15 protein-coding genes and 1 pseudogene are annotated in these 13878 nt (G+C 55.9%); 9 read left to right on the top strand and 7 right to left on the bottom strand.

The features are described 5' to 3' along the window. Positions 1–16: 16 nt before the first annotated feature. Genes phnS through phnV form a run of 4 tightly spaced genes read left to right on the top strand, consistent with a single transcriptional unit; the run spans position 17 to position 3808 of the window. Positions 17–1030, top strand: coding sequence for a 2-aminoethylphosphonate ABC transporter substrate-binding protein (phnS, locus tag ACLD3P_RS03405; protein ID WP_000778008.1), 1014 nt, complete (start codon positions 17–19; stop codon positions 1028–1030). A 5-nt stretch (positions 1031–1035) separates the two neighbouring features. Further along, positions 1036–2145: a 2-aminoethylphosphonate ABC transport system ATP-binding subunit PhnT gene (phnT, locus tag ACLD3P_RS03400; protein WP_061424759.1), complete on the top strand. Its 1110-nt coding sequence runs from the start codon at positions 1036–1038 to the stop codon at positions 2143–2145. Between the two features lie 2 nt (positions 2146–2147). Further along, on the top strand, positions 2148–3008 hold the full coding sequence (phnU, locus tag ACLD3P_RS03395) for a 2-aminoethylphosphonate ABC transporter permease subunit (protein WP_115286280.1): 861 nt from the start codon (positions 2148–2150) through the stop codon (positions 3006–3008). A gap of 2 nt (positions 3009–3010) precedes the next feature. Then, positions 3011–3808: a 2-aminoethylphosphonate ABC transport system, membrane component PhnV gene (gene phnV, locus ACLD3P_RS03390; protein WP_115286281.1), complete on the top strand. Its 798-nt coding sequence runs from the start codon at positions 3011–3013 to the stop codon at positions 3806–3808. A 43-nt stretch (positions 3809–3851) separates the two neighbouring features. Here the strand turns inward: phnV and thiI are convergent, their stop codons facing one another. Further along, a complete protein-coding gene (gene thiI / locus ACLD3P_RS03385) occupies positions 3852–5300 on the bottom strand; it encodes a tRNA uracil 4-sulfurtransferase ThiI (protein WP_000668648.1) in 1449 nt (482 codons plus the stop codon). 209 nt (positions 5301–5509) lie between these two features. On the opposite strand from thiI, the gene xseB reads away from it, so the two are divergent. The 5 genes and pseudogenes from xseB to ACLD3P_RS03360 all read left to right on the top strand — a co-directional run. Further along, on the top strand, positions 5510–5752 hold the full coding sequence (gene xseB, locus ACLD3P_RS03380) for an exodeoxyribonuclease VII small subunit (protein ID WP_001124944.1): 243 nt from the start codon (positions 5510–5512) through the stop codon (positions 5750–5752). Next, on the top strand, positions 5753–6652 hold the full coding sequence (ispA, locus tag ACLD3P_RS03375) for a (2E,6E)-farnesyl diphosphate synthase (protein WP_000348074.1): 900 nt from the start codon (positions 5753–5755) through the stop codon (positions 6650–6652). A 23-nt stretch (positions 6653–6675) separates the two neighbouring features. After that, entirely contained in the window at positions 6676–8538 is a 1863-nt protein-coding gene (gene dxs, locus ACLD3P_RS03370; RefSeq protein ID WP_000006777.1) for a 1-deoxy-D-xylulose-5-phosphate synthase, read from the top strand. A gap of 56 nt (positions 8539–8594) precedes the next feature. Then, positions 8595–9569, top strand: a complete 975-nt coding sequence (locus ACLD3P_RS03365) for an aldo/keto reductase (RefSeq protein ID WP_220569379.1) — start codon at positions 8595–8597, stop codon at positions 9567–9569. Positions 9570–9576: 7 nt separating this feature from the next. Then, a pseudogene (locus tag ACLD3P_RS03360) lies at positions 9577–9668 on the top strand (hypothetical protein); the annotation flags it as partial. 4 nt (positions 9669–9672) lie between these two features. Here the strand turns inward: ACLD3P_RS03360 and pgpA are convergent. The 6 genes from pgpA to nrdR form a co-directional block, all read right to left on the bottom strand. Then, complete coding sequence (gene pgpA / locus ACLD3P_RS03355) at positions 9673–10188, bottom strand: phosphatidylglycerophosphatase A (RefSeq protein WP_000154063.1); 516 nt, start codon at positions 10186–10188, stop codon at positions 9673–9675. After that, a complete protein-coding gene (thiL, locus tag ACLD3P_RS03350; protein ID WP_023207506.1) occupies positions 10166–11143 on the bottom strand; it encodes a thiamine-phosphate kinase in 978 nt (325 codons plus the stop codon). Before thiL ends, pgpA begins: the two co-directional genes overlap by 23 nt. 78 nt (positions 11144–11221) lie before the next feature. Further along, entirely contained in the window at positions 11222–11641 is a 420-nt protein-coding gene (gene nusB / locus ACLD3P_RS03345) for a transcription antitermination factor NusB (protein ID WP_000801129.1), read from the bottom strand. Positions 11642–11661: 20 nt separating this feature from the next. Next, positions 11662–12132 (bottom strand): 6,7-dimethyl-8-ribityllumazine synthase, encoded by a 471-nt coding sequence (ribE, locus tag ACLD3P_RS03340; protein ID WP_001021372.1) that lies wholly within the window; start codon positions 12130–12132, stop codon positions 11662–11664. An 88-nt stretch (positions 12133–12220) separates the two neighbouring features. Then, entirely contained in the window at positions 12221–13324 is a 1104-nt protein-coding gene (gene ribD, locus ACLD3P_RS03335) for a bifunctional diaminohydroxyphosphoribosylaminopyrimidine deaminase/5-amino-6-(5-phosphoribosylamino)uracil reductase RibD (RefSeq protein WP_001150229.1), read from the bottom strand. Positions 13325–13327: 3 nt separating this feature from the next. Then, positions 13328–13777, bottom strand: a complete 450-nt coding sequence (gene nrdR / locus ACLD3P_RS03330) for a transcriptional regulator NrdR (protein WP_000543533.1) — start codon at positions 13775–13777, stop codon at positions 13328–13330. Positions 13778–13878: the final 101 nt, after the last annotated feature.

Below are 13878 nucleotides of genomic sequence, written 5' to 3'. Positions count from 1 at the left end.
CTATGAGGCTATTACGATGAAACTTTCCCGACTTGCTCTGCTGTCTGTCTTCGCTCTCGCCAGCGCCCCGTCATGGGCGGAATCGGTGGTCACGGTGTACTCCATCGACGGGCTGCACGATGGCGATAACAGCTGGTACCAGGTGCAGTTTGACGCGTTCACCAAAGCGACCGGCATTACCGTACGCTATGTTGAAGGCGGTGGTGGCGTGGTAGTGGAACGTCTGGCAAAAGAGCGCACGAATCCGCAGGCCGACGTGCTGGTAACCGCGCCGCCATTCATTCAGCGCGCCGCCGCCGAAAAGCTGCTGGCGAACTTTAACACCGACGCCGCATCGGCTATCCCCGATGCCAACAACCTTTATTCGCCGCTGGTAAAGAACTATCTGAGCTTTATCTACAACAGCAAGCTGCTGAAAACTGCCCCGGCGAGCTGGCAGGATCTGCTTGACGGTAAATTCAAAAATAAACTCCAGTATTCCACGCCAGGTCAGGCCGCTGACGGCACGGCGGTGATGCTGCAGGCTTTCCACAGCTTCGGCAGTAAAGATGCCGGTTTTGCGTATCTCGGCAAGCTGCAGGCCAATAACGTCGGGCCATCTGCCTCTACCGGCAAGCTAACCGCGCTGGTTAATAAAGGTGAAATCTACGTCGCTAACGGCGACCTGCAAATGAACCTCGCGCAGATGGAACGTAACCCGAACGTGAAAATCTTCTGGCCGGCCAACGACAAAGGCGAGCGCAGCGCGCTGGCCATCCCTTATGTCATTGGCCTGGTCCAGGGGGCGCCGCAGAGTGAAAATGGTAAAAAGCTGATTAACTTCCTGCTGAGTAAAGAAGCGCAGACTCGCGTCAGCGAACTCTCCTGGGGAATGCCGGTACGCAGCGACGTGACGCCGAGCGACGAACATTACAAGGCCGCCACTGCCGCGTTAGAAGGCGTGCAGAGCTGGCAGCCCAATTGGGATGACGTAGCCGTTTCGCTGTCGGCAGATATTAGCCGTTGGCACAAAGTGACCGAAAGCGAGTAAGCCTGATGCTGATGAAAACGACCGCCGTTCACGCCCCTGCATCGCAGGGGACATCGGGGATAGTCCTCGACTCGCTGCGCGTTGCGTATCACGGCAACGTGGTGCTTAAACCGCTCTCTTTGACGATTGAACCTGGCGAAGTGCTGGCGCTGATTGGCCCATCAGGATCTGGAAAAACGACGGTGCTGCGTGCGGTTGCGGGCTTTGTGCAACCTGCAGGCGGCCGTATTCTGATTGGCGATACGGACGTCACCCATCTGCCACCCTATAAACGCGGGTTGGCGATGGTGGTGCAGAACTACGCCTTGTTCCCGCATCTGAAAGTGGAAGACAACGTCGCTTTTGGCCTGCGTGCGCAGAAGCAGCCAAAGGCGCTAATTAATGAGCGTGTAACGCAGGCGCTGAAAACGGTTGGCATGAGTGATTACGCCACCCGTTATCCGCATCAACTTTCCGGCGGCCAGCAGCAACGCGTGGCCATCGCCCGCGCGATTGCCGTGCGCCCGCGCGTGCTGTTGCTGGATGAACCACTGTCAGCGCTGGACGCACAGATTCGTCATAATATGGTGGAAGAAATCGCCCGTCTTCACCGTGAGCTGCCGGAACTCACTATTCTCTACGTCACCCACGATCAAACGGAAGCGCTCACCCTGGCCGATAAAATCGGCATTATGAAGGATGGCTCGCTGATTGCTCACGGCGAAACCCGCGCGCTATATCAGCATCCGCCCAATCGTTTTGCCGCCGAATTCTTAGGTCGCGCCAATATTCTCTCCGCCATCGCGCTGGGGATAACGGAGGCTCCGGGGCTGGTGGACGTCAGCTGCGGCGGTGCGGTGATTCGCGCGTTCAGCCGGGGCAGCCACCACGGTTACAACAAACTGCTGTGCATTCGTCCTCAGCACCTCAGCCTGACGCCGCGTTCTGCCTACAGCAACCGCTTCAACGCCACACTGCAATCGGTGCACTGGCAGGGCGATTTAACCCATCTGTTGTGTGACGTTGCTGGCGAAACGGTGCGGATGGTGTTGACGCATGTCAATCCGCTGCCGCGCGTGGGCGACAAGCTGGCGCTGTGGTTCGAACCGGATGATGCGGTCCTGATTGAGGTATAACCATGTCACTCATTTTACCTCTGGAAAAACCGGCGCTTAACCTACGCCCGCTGCTGTGGCTGCTGCTCCCGTTGCTGGTGCTGGCGACGCTGTTTTTCTGGCCTCTGTCGCTCATCGTTGAACAGGCGCTACGCGGTGCCAATGGCGAGATCGGGCTCGAGACCTTCCGCCAGGTGGTCGACTCGAAACGCTTTGTCGGCGCGTTGCTGAACACGTTGCAAATCGCCTTTTTCGCCACCGCCGGTTGCCTGCTGCTGGGCAGCGTGATGTCGCTGATTCTGGTGTTTATTCCTTTCCCCGGCGGCGAGTTGATTGGTCGGGTCGTCGATACTTTTATTGCGCTGCCGACCTTCCTGATTACGCTGGCGTTCACCTTTATTTATGGGTCAGCGGGTCTGCTCAACGGTACGCTGATGAGCCTGTTTGCCTTTGAGCTACCGCCGGTAGATTTTCTCTACTCGATGCAGGGCGTCATTCTGGCGGAGATCACGGTGTTCACTCCGCTGGTGATGCGGCCACTGATGGCCGCGCTGCGGCAAATTGATAAAAGCCAGCTAGAGGCAGCCAGCATTCTGGGGGCGCACCCGTTACGGGTGATTGGGCAGGTGATTTTCCCGGCGGCGCTACCGGCGCTGATGGCTGGTGGCAGCCTGTGCCTGCTGTTGACCACTAACGAGTTCGGCATCGTACTGTTTATTGGCGCGAAAGGAGTTAACACCCTGCCGATGATGGTTTACAGCAAAGCGATTCTGGAGTCCGACTATACGGTCGCCTGCATGATTGCGTTGATTAACATTGTCTTGTCGCTGGGGCTGTTCTCCCTCTATCGCCTGGCGGCATCACGTACCGGCGTAAGGAGCTAGCCATGCTAATTTGGTCACCTAAAGGACGCGCAGCGGCGGGCGTTGTGGCTAGCGCACTGTTTATCGTGTTCTTTTTCCTGCCGCTGGCGGTGATTCTGATGTCCAGCCTTAGCCAGCAGTGGAACGGTATTCTGCCGAGTGGCTTCACGCTGAACCACTTTGTTAACGCTCTGCACGGTGCGGCATGGGATGCCCTACTTGCCAGCCTCACGATTGGCTTTTGCGCCAGCCTGTTTGCGCTGCTTTGCGGCGTTTGGGCGGCGCTGGCGCTGCGTCAACATGGGGTGAAAACGCAGAAATGGTTAAGTATGGTGTTCTATCTGCCGAGTGCGATTCCGTCAGTGTCCGTGGGCCTGGGCATTCTGGTTGCTTTCAGCCAGGGGCCATTGCAAATGAACGGCACCCTATGGATTGTGCTGACAGCGCACTTTGTGCTGATTTCCGCCTTTACCTTCAGTAACGTGTCGACCGGACTGGCGCGAATTTCCGCCGATATTGAAAACGTCGCGTCGAGTCTGGGGGCATCGCCCTGGTATCGTCTGCGTCACGTGACGTTGCCGTTATTGATGCCGTGGATGATGTCAGCGCTGGCGCTGAGTTTATCGCTCTCCATGGGGGAGTTGGGCGCGACGATGATGATTTATCCGCCGGGCTGGACGACGCTGCCGGTGGCTATCTTTAGCCTGACCGACCGTGGAAATATCGCCGACGGCGCGGCGCTGACCATTGTGCTGGTGGCCATTACGCTGCTGCTGATGATGAAGCTGGAGCGCATTGCAAAACGGTTGGGGCAGAAATAAAACGGTAGGCCGGGTAGGACATAGCCGCCACCCGGCAAAGGAATTACGGGCGATACACCTTCACATTGGCAAACCCCTGCTCGCGTAGATAGAGCGCCTGCAGGCGACTCATTACGCCGCGTTCGCACCATAGCAGCCAGGTTTTGCTCTGATCGAGGTCGCCAAATTTAGTGCTCAGCTTGTAGAAAGGCAGCGAAACGACGTCGACGCCTTCCACTTTCAGCGGCTTGTCATCCTGCTCATCGACAGAACGGATATCCAGAATCACATCGTTGGCGCCAAAACCGCTCACGGTTTCTACTTCCACCACCTCCTGCTGGGTCTGCTGGGCGATTTCACGAATATCGACGTTGTTCGCTTCTTCTACCACCTTATCGAGAATACTGAAGTCGAAATTTTCTTCTTCGGCTTCAATTTTCGCTTTAATGGCTTTCACCGTCGGACTTTTTGAAATCACGCCACAGTATTCCGGCATGGTACGGGCAAAATCTTCCGTACCAATCTGGCGCGCCAGGTTGATAATGTGCTCTTTATCGTAAGAGATCAGCGGGCGCAGGATCAGCGTGTCAGACACGTTATCGATCAAGCGCAAGTTGGTTAGCGTCTGGCTGGACACCTGGCCCAGCGCTTCGCCGGTCACCAGCGCCTGTACGCCGTAACGTTCCGCCACTTTCGACGCCGCGCGTACCATCATACGTTTGAGCACCACGCCCATCTGGCCGTCGTCAACTTTCTCCAGAATCTCGCCGACCACCGGTTCGAAGTTAATCGCTACAAAACGCACGCGATGGGAGCTGCCAAAGCGGTTCCACAGGTAATGCGCCACCTGGCGAACGCCGATTTCATGCGCCGCGCCGCCGAGGTTAAAGAAGCAGTAGTGTACGCGGCAGCCGCGACGCATCAGCATATAGCTGGAGACGCCGGAGTCAAAACCGCCGGAGATCAGCGACAGCACGTCTTCCTGGGTGCCAATCGGGAAACCGCCAATACCTTCATAACGCCCTTTGATCAGCAGCAGGCGATCATCTTCCACTTCCAGATGCACCGTCACATCCGGGTTAGTGAGCTTCACGCGCGCCGATTCAATATGCTGATTTAATCCGCCGCCAACATAGCGCTCCACTTCAATGGAGCTAAACTCATGCTTACCGCGACGTTTTACGCGCACGCAGAAGGTTTTGCCTTCAAGCTGCTCGCGATACTGCGCCAACGCTTTCTCGAAAATGTCGTGCATATCGGTGAACGGCACATCTTCGACTTCAAGAATATGGTGAATCCCCGGAATGCGGGTCAGCGCGTCGCGAATCGCCAGACGCTGGTTTTCATCTTTGGCGCGAACTTCAATGTTATCCCAGTGACGGACAACCGCGAGGGTCTCATCGTAGTGCTTTAAAACGTTACGGATGTTCCCGGTTAAAATTTTTATAAAGCGCAAACGCACAGATTGGCTTTTGATAGTGATTTCCGGGAACAATTTAATGATAAACTTCATGGCGGCAATGGTTCTTTAGCAAGCTATCTAAGGCTTGTCGTGGAGAAATAGTACAGCAGCCCATACCTACGGCTGCATCCAGGCGCGGAAGTATATCACCATCACGGACATCTTGCGCATTTCCCCTTACCATTGCGCGTTATTTGCTTATCAGTGTGAGTCCGTTACCATAGACTTGTGCTGCCATTACAGAGAGTCAAACAGTCATCATGCCGAAGAAAAATGAGGCGCCCGCCAGCTTTGAAACTGCGCTGAGCGAGCTGGAACATATTGTTACCCGCCTGGAAAGCGGCGATTTGCCGCTGGAAGACGCGCTGAATGAATTCGAGCGCGGCGTACAGCTGGCGCGTCAGGGGCAGGCAAAACTGCAGCAGGCGGAACAGCGCGTGCAAATTTTGCTGTCTGATAATGAAGAGGCTTCACCTGAGCCTTTTATCGCGGATAATGAGTAAATGGACTTTACGCAGCAGCTACAGGCTTGCGTAACGCAAGCGAATCAGGCGCTGAGCCGTTTTATCGCGCCACTTCCCTTTCAGAACACTCCCGTGGTCGAAGCCATGCAGTATGGCGCATTATTAGGCGGTAAACGCCTGCGGCCATTTCTGGTTTACGCCACCGGTCAAATGTTTGGCGTCAGTACGGCAACGCTGGATGCGCCAGCTGCGGCGGTCGAATGCATTCATGCCTATTCGCTGATCCATGACGACCTGCCAGCAATGGACGATGACGATTTGCGTCGCGGCCTGCCGACTTGCCATATTAAATTTGGCGAAGCCAACGCAATCCTGGCGGGAGACGCGTTGCAAACGCTGGCGTTTGCCATTATCAGCGACGCGCCGATGCCGGAAGTCGCCGATCGCGATCGTATCGCGATGATCGCCGAACTGGCGAACGCCAGCGGCATCGCCGGTATGTGCGGCGGTCAGGCATTGGATCTGGCGGCAGAAGGCCAGCGGATCACTCTGGACGCGCTGGAACGCATTCATCGCCATAAGACCGGCGCGCTCATTCGCGCCGCCGTTAGACTTGGCGCGTTGAGCGCGGGCGATAAAGGACGGAATACTCTGCCGATACTTGACCGCTATGCAGAGAGTATCGGCCTTGCCTTCCAGGTTCAGGATGACATTCTGGATGTGGTGGGCGATACTGCAACGTTAGGTAAACGTCAGGGCGCAGACCAGCAGCTTGGCAAAAGTACCTACCCTGCACTTCTGGGTCTTGAGCAAGCCCGGAATAAAGCCCGGGACCTGATAGAGGACGCCCGTCAGTCGTTACATCAGCTGGCCGCGCAATCACTGGACACCTCGGCACTGGAAGCGCTAGCGAACTACATAATCCAGCGTGATAAATAAACCCCATATCCAATGAGCTTGCGATGAGTTTTGATATAGCCAAATACCCTACCCTGGCATTGGTCGACTCCACCCAGGAGTTACGACTGTTACCGAAAGAGAGTCTGCCGAAACTCTGCGACGAGCTACGCCGCTACTTACTCGACAGCGTAAGCCGTTCCAGCGGGCACTTCGCTTCCGGGCTGGGCACGGTAGAACTTACCGTGGCGCTGCATTATGTCTACAACACCCCGTTTGACCAGCTAATCTGGGATGTTGGACACCAGGCTTATCCACATAAAATCCTTACCGGTCGTCGCGACAAAATCGGCACCATTCGCCAGAAAGGCGGTCTGCATCCGTTCCCGTGGCGCGGAGAAAGCGAATACGATGTGCTGAGCGTTGGGCATTCCTCCACCTCCATCAGCGCCGGTATCGGTATTGCCGTAGCGGCGGAGAAAGAAGGCAAAGATCGCCGCACCGTCTGTGTGATTGGCGACGGCGCCATCACCGCCGGTATGGCGTTTGAAGCAATGAATCACGCAGGCGATATCCGGCCCGACATGCTGGTCATTCTGAACGACAATGAAATGTCGATTTCGGAAAACGTCGGCGCGCTCAACAACCATCTGGCGCAGCTACTTTCCGGTAAGCTTTACTCTTCTCTGCGCGAAGGCGGAAAAAAGGTCTTCTCCGGCGTACCGCCAATTAAAGAACTGCTCAAGCGTACCGAAGAACATATTAAAGGCATGGTTGTGCCGGGAACACTGTTCGAAGAGCTGGGCTTTAACTACATCGGGCCGGTCGATGGTCACGATGTCATGGGGCTTATCAGCACATTGAAGAACATGCGCGACCTGAAAGGCCCGCAGTTCCTGCATATCATGACCAAGAAAGGCCGCGGCTATGAGCCCGCGGAAAAAGATCCGATCACTTTCCATGCGGTGCCTAAATTTGATCCTTCCAGCGGATGTTTGCCGAAAAGCAGCGGCGGTCTGCCAGGTTATTCAAAAATCTTCGGTGACTGGCTGTGTGAAACCGCCGCCAAAGACAGCAAGCTGATGGCGATCACCCCGGCAATGCGCGAAGGTTCCGGCATGGTGGAATTTTCACGTAAATTCCCGGATCGCTATTTCGACGTCGCCATCGCCGAGCAGCATGCCGTCACCTTCGCCGCAGGTCTGGCGATTGGCGGCTATAAGCCCGTCGTGGCAATCTACTCTACTTTCCTGCAACGCGCCTACGATCAGGTCATCCATGACGTCGCTATCCAGAAACTGCCGGTCATGTTCGCCATCGATCGCGCCGGTATCGTTGGCGCGGATGGACAAACACACCAGGGCGCGTTCGATCTCTCCTATCTGCGCTGCATCCCGGATATGGTGATCATGACGCCAAGCGACGAAAACGAATGTCGCCAGATGTTATTTACCGGGTATCACTATAACGACGGCCCGACGGCAGTACGTTATCCACGCGGTAATGCGCAGGGCGTGGCGCTAACCCCGCTGGAAAAACTGCCTATTGGTAAAGGCCTTGTGAAGCGTCATGGCGAAAAACTGGCGATTCTGAACTTTGGCACCTTAATGCCTGAGGCGGCGAAAGTTGCCGAAGCGCTGAACGCCACGCTGGTCGACATGCGCTTTGTTAAGCCGCTGGACGACACGTTAATTCTGGAGATGGCCGCGCAGCATGACGCGCTGGTGACGCTGGAAGAAAACGCCATTATGGGCGGCGCTGGCAGCGGCGTAAACGAAGTGCTAATGGCCCATCGTAAACCTGTACCTGTGCTGAATATCGGTCTTCCGGATTTCTTTATCCCGCAAGGAACGCAGGAAGAAGCCCGCGCGGAACTGGGGCTCGACGCCGCAGGCATTGAAGCCAAAATCAAGGCCTGGCTGGCATAATCCCCTCTTTGCTCCTGCTATGCTTGAAGAGTGACGGGTATAACAGGAGCGGAGTCATGCAATACAACACGTTAGGAAATACAGATCTTCGGGTATCCCGCCTTTGTCTGGGCTGCATGACATTCGGCGAGCCGAGTCGCGGCAATCACGCCTGGACGCTTCCCGAAGAGAGCAGCCGTCCCATCATCAAGCGCGCCCTTGAGGGCGGCATTAACTTTTTTGATACCGCCAACAGCTACTCCGACGGCAGCAGCGAAGAGATTGTCGGCCGCGCGCTGCGTGATTTCGCCCGGCGCGACGAGGTGGTGGTAGCGACGAAAGTCTTCCATCGCGTCGGCGATCTGCCGGAAGGATTGTCCCGCGCGCAAATCCTGCGCTCTATTGACGATAGCCTCACCCGTCTGGGAATGGAGTATGTCGATATCCTGCAAATCCACCGCTGGGATTACACCACACCGATAGAAGAAACTCTGGAAGCGCTAAACGACGTGGTGAAGGCGGGTAAAGCCCGCTATATCGGCGCTTCCTCAATGCACGCCTCACAATTTGCCCAGGCGCTGGCGCTACAAAAACAACACGGCTGGGCGCCGTTTGTCACCATGCAGGATCACTATAACCTGATCTACCGCGAGGAAGAGCGTGAGATGCTACCGCTGTGCTGGCAGGAAGGCGTCGCCGTGATTCCGTGGAGTCCGCTGGCGCGCGGGCGCTTAACTCGCCCCTGGGGAGAAACCACGGCCCGGCTGGTCTCGGATGACGTGGGTAAAAATTTATACGCTGAAAGCGATAAAAATGATGCGCAAATAGCGGAACGGCTGGCTGGCGTCAGCGAGGCGCTTGGCGCAACGCGAGCGCAGGTTGCGATGGCCTGGCTACTCAGTAAACGAGGCGTCGCCGCGCCGATTATCGGCACTTCGCGTGAAGAGCAGTTAGATGAGTTGCTGAATGCCGTTGATTTAACGCTCAAACCGGAGCAGATTGCCGAACTCGAAACGCCGTACAAACAGCATCCGGTGGTGGGATTTAAATAATCTGCCATTGCCCGATGGCGCGGCGCTTATCGGGCCTGCGAAATCGACATATTGTTCGGGGGTAGGCCGGATAAGGCATTTACGCCGCCATCCGGCAAACCCTTTAAATAATACCGAGCGGCCAGTGATGACCGATAAAATACAGTATGCCGGCGGATATCACCCCGGCGACGATATCATCGATCATAATCCCCATGCCGCCGTGCACGTTGCGATCAAACCAACGGATCGGCCAGGGTTTCCACATATCCAGAATGCGGAAAATAACGAACCCGGCAGCCACCCACTGCCAGTCCGTCGTCGGCAACGCCATCAGCGTTATCCACATACCGATAAATTCATCCCAGACAATACTGCCGTGGTCGTGTACGCCCATATCTTTCGCCGTCTGATGGCAAAGATAAACGCCAATGCAGATCCCAAACATCACGACCAGCGAATAAAGCTGCCACGGCAGAAACGTCATCAAATACCAGAAGGGGATCGCCGCCAGCGAGCCCATCGTGCCCGGCACCACGGGGCTCAGCCCGCTGCCAAAGCCGGTAGCGAGCAGGTGCCACGGATTGCGCAAATTCAGGCGGCTTTTCGCAACATCTTTATGGCGTGGCAAAATGGTCATATCCTTTCCAGTCAAAGGTGACAGGCATTCCGTCACGTACAAAATTCAGCCCTTCAATATCTGCGCTCATTTGACCTATGCAGGTAAAGGGAACACCCAGTTGACCAATGGCGACATCCAGCGCGCCACGGTTCAGTTCCGGCACCGTAAAGCACAGCTCATAGTCTTCGCCGCCGGAAAGCGCCCAACGCAGCGCCTGCCCGTCATCAACATGGCGCATCATCGCATCGGATTTTGGCAGCGCATCAACATCTACTCTTGCCCCACAGCCGCTGGCCTTGACGATATGCCCCAGATCGGAAATCAAACCATCGGAAAGATCGATAGCCGCGCTGGCGATATCACGCAGCGCCTGGCCGTGTAAAATACGCGGCGTCGGGCGTAAATGCCGTTGAATTAAATAGTGAGCGTCTGTCTCCTCCGACACCTGTAGCCGGTTTTGCAAAACCGCCAGCCCGGCAGCGCTGTCGCCCGGCGTACCGGTGACATAAATCCAGTCGCCCGGCTTCGCGCCAGATCGCTTGAGCGCGCGCCCTGCCGGGATATAACCGTGGATACCCAGCGTCATCGACAGCGGTCCACGCGTGGTGTCGCCGCCAATGAGCTGCATATCGTAGTAATTCAATAGCGCAAACAGACTGTCGCTAAAAGCCTCCAACCACGCCTCATCCACTTCCGGCAACGTTAACGCCAGCGTTAACCAGGCCGGATCGGCGCCCATCGCGGCCAGATCGCTTAAATTCACCGCCAACGCTTTATAAGCCAGATCGGCAGGATCGATATTGGGGAGGAAGTGGTTGCCCGCCACCAGCGTATCGGTACTGATCGCCAGGGTCTGCTTTTCAGGAATATTCAGGAGCGCGCAATCGTCGCCAATACCGGTTTCAACATCAAGACGAGAGCTTCTTACACGGTCAAAATAACGGGCAATCAGGGAAAACTCGCCACATGCCATACGTTATGCCTCAGCAGAAAAAAAGAAAAGGCCGGAGACGGCGGGTATCGATCGCCCGCTATCTTTCCGGCCTGTGAATCACTTTTTGTTGGGACGAATCACCGGAGCTGCTTTATCCAGTACGCCGTTGACGAATTTGTGGCTGTCTTCAGCGCCAAAGGTTTTCGCCAGTTCAATCGCTTCGTTGATGGCCACTTTATAAGGCACATCGCTGCGTTTTGACAGCTCAAACAACGCAATACGCAGCACGGCTTTTTCAACCTGTCCCAGCTCTTCAAGCAGGCGGGACAGATACGGTTTCATTAAACCATCCAGGTACGCGCTGTTAGTCGCCACCCCGGATAGCAGTTCACGGAAATAGAGAACGTCGACGTCTTTTACGTCCTGTTCCGCCAGGAACTGGTATTCAACATCAGCGATGTCGTTCTGGGACAACTGCCAGGAGTAAAGCGCCTGGACGGCACACTCACGGGCGCGGCGACGAGCAGCAGGTTTCACGGAATTCCCCTTACAAAAAATCAGGCCTTAATGGCTTTCAATACATTAATCATTTCAAGCGCGGTCAGCGCAGCTTCTGCGCCTTTATTACCGGCTTTTGTACCAGCACGTTCGATGGCTTGTTCAATACTCTCGGTGGTCAGAACACCAAAGGCTACCGGCACGCCACTGTCCTGGGCAACGCTTGCCAGGCCATTGCTGGCGCCGCCTGCCACATATTCAAAGTGCGCAGTCCCCCCGCGAATCACGGTTCCCAGCGCAACCACGGCGTCATATTTACCGCTTTTCGCCAGCGCTTCGGTCGCCAGCGGCAGTTCATAGGCGCCAGGCACCCACACTACGGTAATATTATCATCTTTTACCTGACCAATACGCGTCAGGGCATCAACCGCGCCATCCAGCAGGCTGTCGTTGATAAACTGATTGAAACGCGCAATAGTGATGGCGACACGAGCGTCAGGGGCTGCAACGTTAGCTTTAATAATGTTCATATTCTCTCTTCCAGGGTTCATTTGGCCCCGCAGGGGGGCGGATTTTATCATAATAATTTGAGCGCTGCTCCCCTTTCGACGGGAGAACTCATGCGCTCACCATATGCAGGCAAACATCCGGGCCGACATGACGTATTTCGCTGAAGGTAAATTGCGGCGCGTCGGCGAGCTTCTCAAGCCCCGGCAATTCGCATAATCCCCGCGCCTGGGTTCCCAACAATTTAGGCGCGACATAGACAATCAGTTCATCCACCAGCCCGGCTTGCAGCAACGCGCCCGCCAGTCCCGGTCCGGCTTCAACCCATATGCTATTAATCTGCTGCCTGCCTAACTGCATCATCAGCACAACCAGATCCAAATGTCCGTTGTGCGCCGGCACGCTGATAGTACGAACCGAATCGGGCCACGCGCGGCTATCTTCTTGGGTACGCGCGATCCACGTTTCGCCAGGCTGCTGCACAATACGATGCGCAGGCGTTACCCGGTTTTGGCTGTCGATAACAATTCGCACCGGCTGGCGCAGATTTTCCTGCGGGTAAGACGCCTGCGTAGAGGCATCTAACTCCGCCCAACGCACCGTCAAGGCCGGATCGTCAGCCAATACCGTCGCGCTACTGGTTAAGATAGCGTGACTTTGCGCACGCAAGCGCTGAACGTCGCGCCGGGCCTGCGGCGAGGTGATCCACTGGCTTTCGCCGCTGGCCATCGCCGTCCGTCCATCCACGGAGGCGCCCAGTTTAAGCTGAAGATAAGGGAATCCGGTACGCATCCGCTTGAGGAAGCCTTTATTGAGCGCCTCCGCTTCACTCATCATTAACCCGTGGCTGACCGCAATACCCGCCTGTTGCAGGCGATACAGCCCGCGCCCGGCGACCTGTGGATTTGGGTCCTGCATCGCGGCGACCACGCGCGCGACGCCGGCCGCAATCAGCGCATCGCAACATGGCGGCGTTCGCCCATGATGGCTACAGGGTTCAAGCGTGACATAGGCGGTTGCGCCTTTGGCTTTTGCGCCCGCCATCCGCAGCGCATGGACCTCGGCGTGCGGCTCTCCGGCGCGCTGGTGATAACCTTCGCCGACGATGTCGCCATTGTTAACAATGACACAGCCGACATTAGGGTTCGGGTGAGTGGTGAAACGCCCACGCTGCGCCAGTTTTAGCGCTCGCGCCATGTAAAATTCATCCTGCATGGCTTAGTCCTGTAGGCGAGCGATTTCTTCGCCAAAGTCTTTGATATCTTCGAAACTGCGATAGACGGAGGCAAAGCGAATATACGCGACTTTATCGAGTTTTTTCAGCTGCTCCATGACCAGGTTGCCAATCATCTTGCTGGGAACTTCACGCTCCCCAGTGGCACGTAATTGTGACTTAATATGGTTCAATGCCATTTCAACATCATCTGCGCTGACGGGTCTTTTTTCCAGCGCTCTCAACATGCCGCTACGCAGCTTATCCTCATTAAAGGGTTCGCGCACATCGTTGCTTTTTATCACGCGCGGCATGACCAGTTCAGCCACTTCAAAGGTCGTAAAGCGTTCATTACACACCAGACACTGCCGACGGCGGCGCACGGACGAGCCCTCGCCTACAAGACGAGAGTCAATGACTTTGGTATCTACGGCGAAACAAAATGGGCAATGCATACGGCGTCCTGACCAGATGATTTAGAAAACGCTATTTTACCCTGAACTGGCGCGACAACAAAGGCGGAGCGCTTTTGAGATAAAGGATCGGTGCCTTTGTG

The organism is Salmonella sp. 741265073_HBA (assembly GCF_046569105.1).
GTDB classification, from domain to species: domain Bacteria; phylum Pseudomonadota; class Gammaproteobacteria; order Enterobacterales; family Enterobacteriaceae; genus Salmonella; species Salmonella enterica.
Note: the sequence above shows the minus strand (reverse complement) of the source record. Positions and strands in the feature narration are given on the sequence as shown.

Bases quoted from the DNA above. Each gene is read 5' to 3' on its own strand.
- thiI (WP_000668648.1), bottom strand. From the start codon at position 5,300: ATGAAGTTTATCATTAAATTGTTCCCGGAAATCACTATCAAAAGCCAA.
- pgpA (WP_000154063.1), bottom strand. From the start codon at position 10,188: ATGACCATTTTGCCACGCCATAAAGATGTTGCGAAAAGCCGCCTGAAT.
- phnS (WP_000778008.1), top strand. From the start codon at position 17: ATGAAACTTTCCCGACTTGCTCTGCTGTCTGTCTTCGCTCTCGCCAGC.
- phnU (WP_115286280.1), top strand. From the start codon at position 2,148: ATGTCACTCATTTTACCTCTGGAAAAACCGGCGCTTAACCTACGCCCG.
- phnV (WP_115286281.1), top strand. From the start codon at position 3,011: ATGCTAATTTGGTCACCTAAAGGACGCGCAGCGGCGGGCGTTGTGGCT.
- xseB (WP_001124944.1), top strand. From the start codon at position 5,510: ATGCCGAAGAAAAATGAGGCGCCCGCCAGCTTTGAAACTGCGCTGAGC.
- ribD (WP_001150229.1), bottom strand. From the start codon at position 13,324: ATGCAGGATGAATTTTACATGGCGCGAGCGCTAAAACTGGCGCAGCGT.
- ACLD3P_RS03365 (WP_220569379.1), top strand. From the start codon at position 8,595: ATGCAATACAACACGTTAGGAAATACAGATCTTCGGGTATCCCGCCTT.
- ispA (WP_000348074.1), top strand. From the start codon at position 5,753: ATGGACTTTACGCAGCAGCTACAGGCTTGCGTAACGCAAGCGAATCAG.
- ribE (WP_001021372.1), bottom strand. From the start codon at position 12,132: ATGAACATTATTAAAGCTAACGTTGCAGCCCCTGACGCTCGTGTCGCC.
- thiL (WP_023207506.1), bottom strand. From the start codon at position 11,143: ATGGCATGTGGCGAGTTTTCCCTGATTGCCCGTTATTTTGACCGTGTA.
- phnT (WP_061424759.1), top strand. From the start codon at position 1,036: ATGCTGATGAAAACGACCGCCGTTCACGCCCCTGCATCGCAGGGGACA.
- nrdR (WP_000543533.1), bottom strand. From the start codon at position 13,777: ATGCATTGCCCATTTTGTTTCGCCGTAGATACCAAAGTCATTGACTCT.
- dxs (WP_000006777.1), top strand. From the start codon at position 6,676: ATGAGTTTTGATATAGCCAAATACCCTACCCTGGCATTGGTCGACTCC.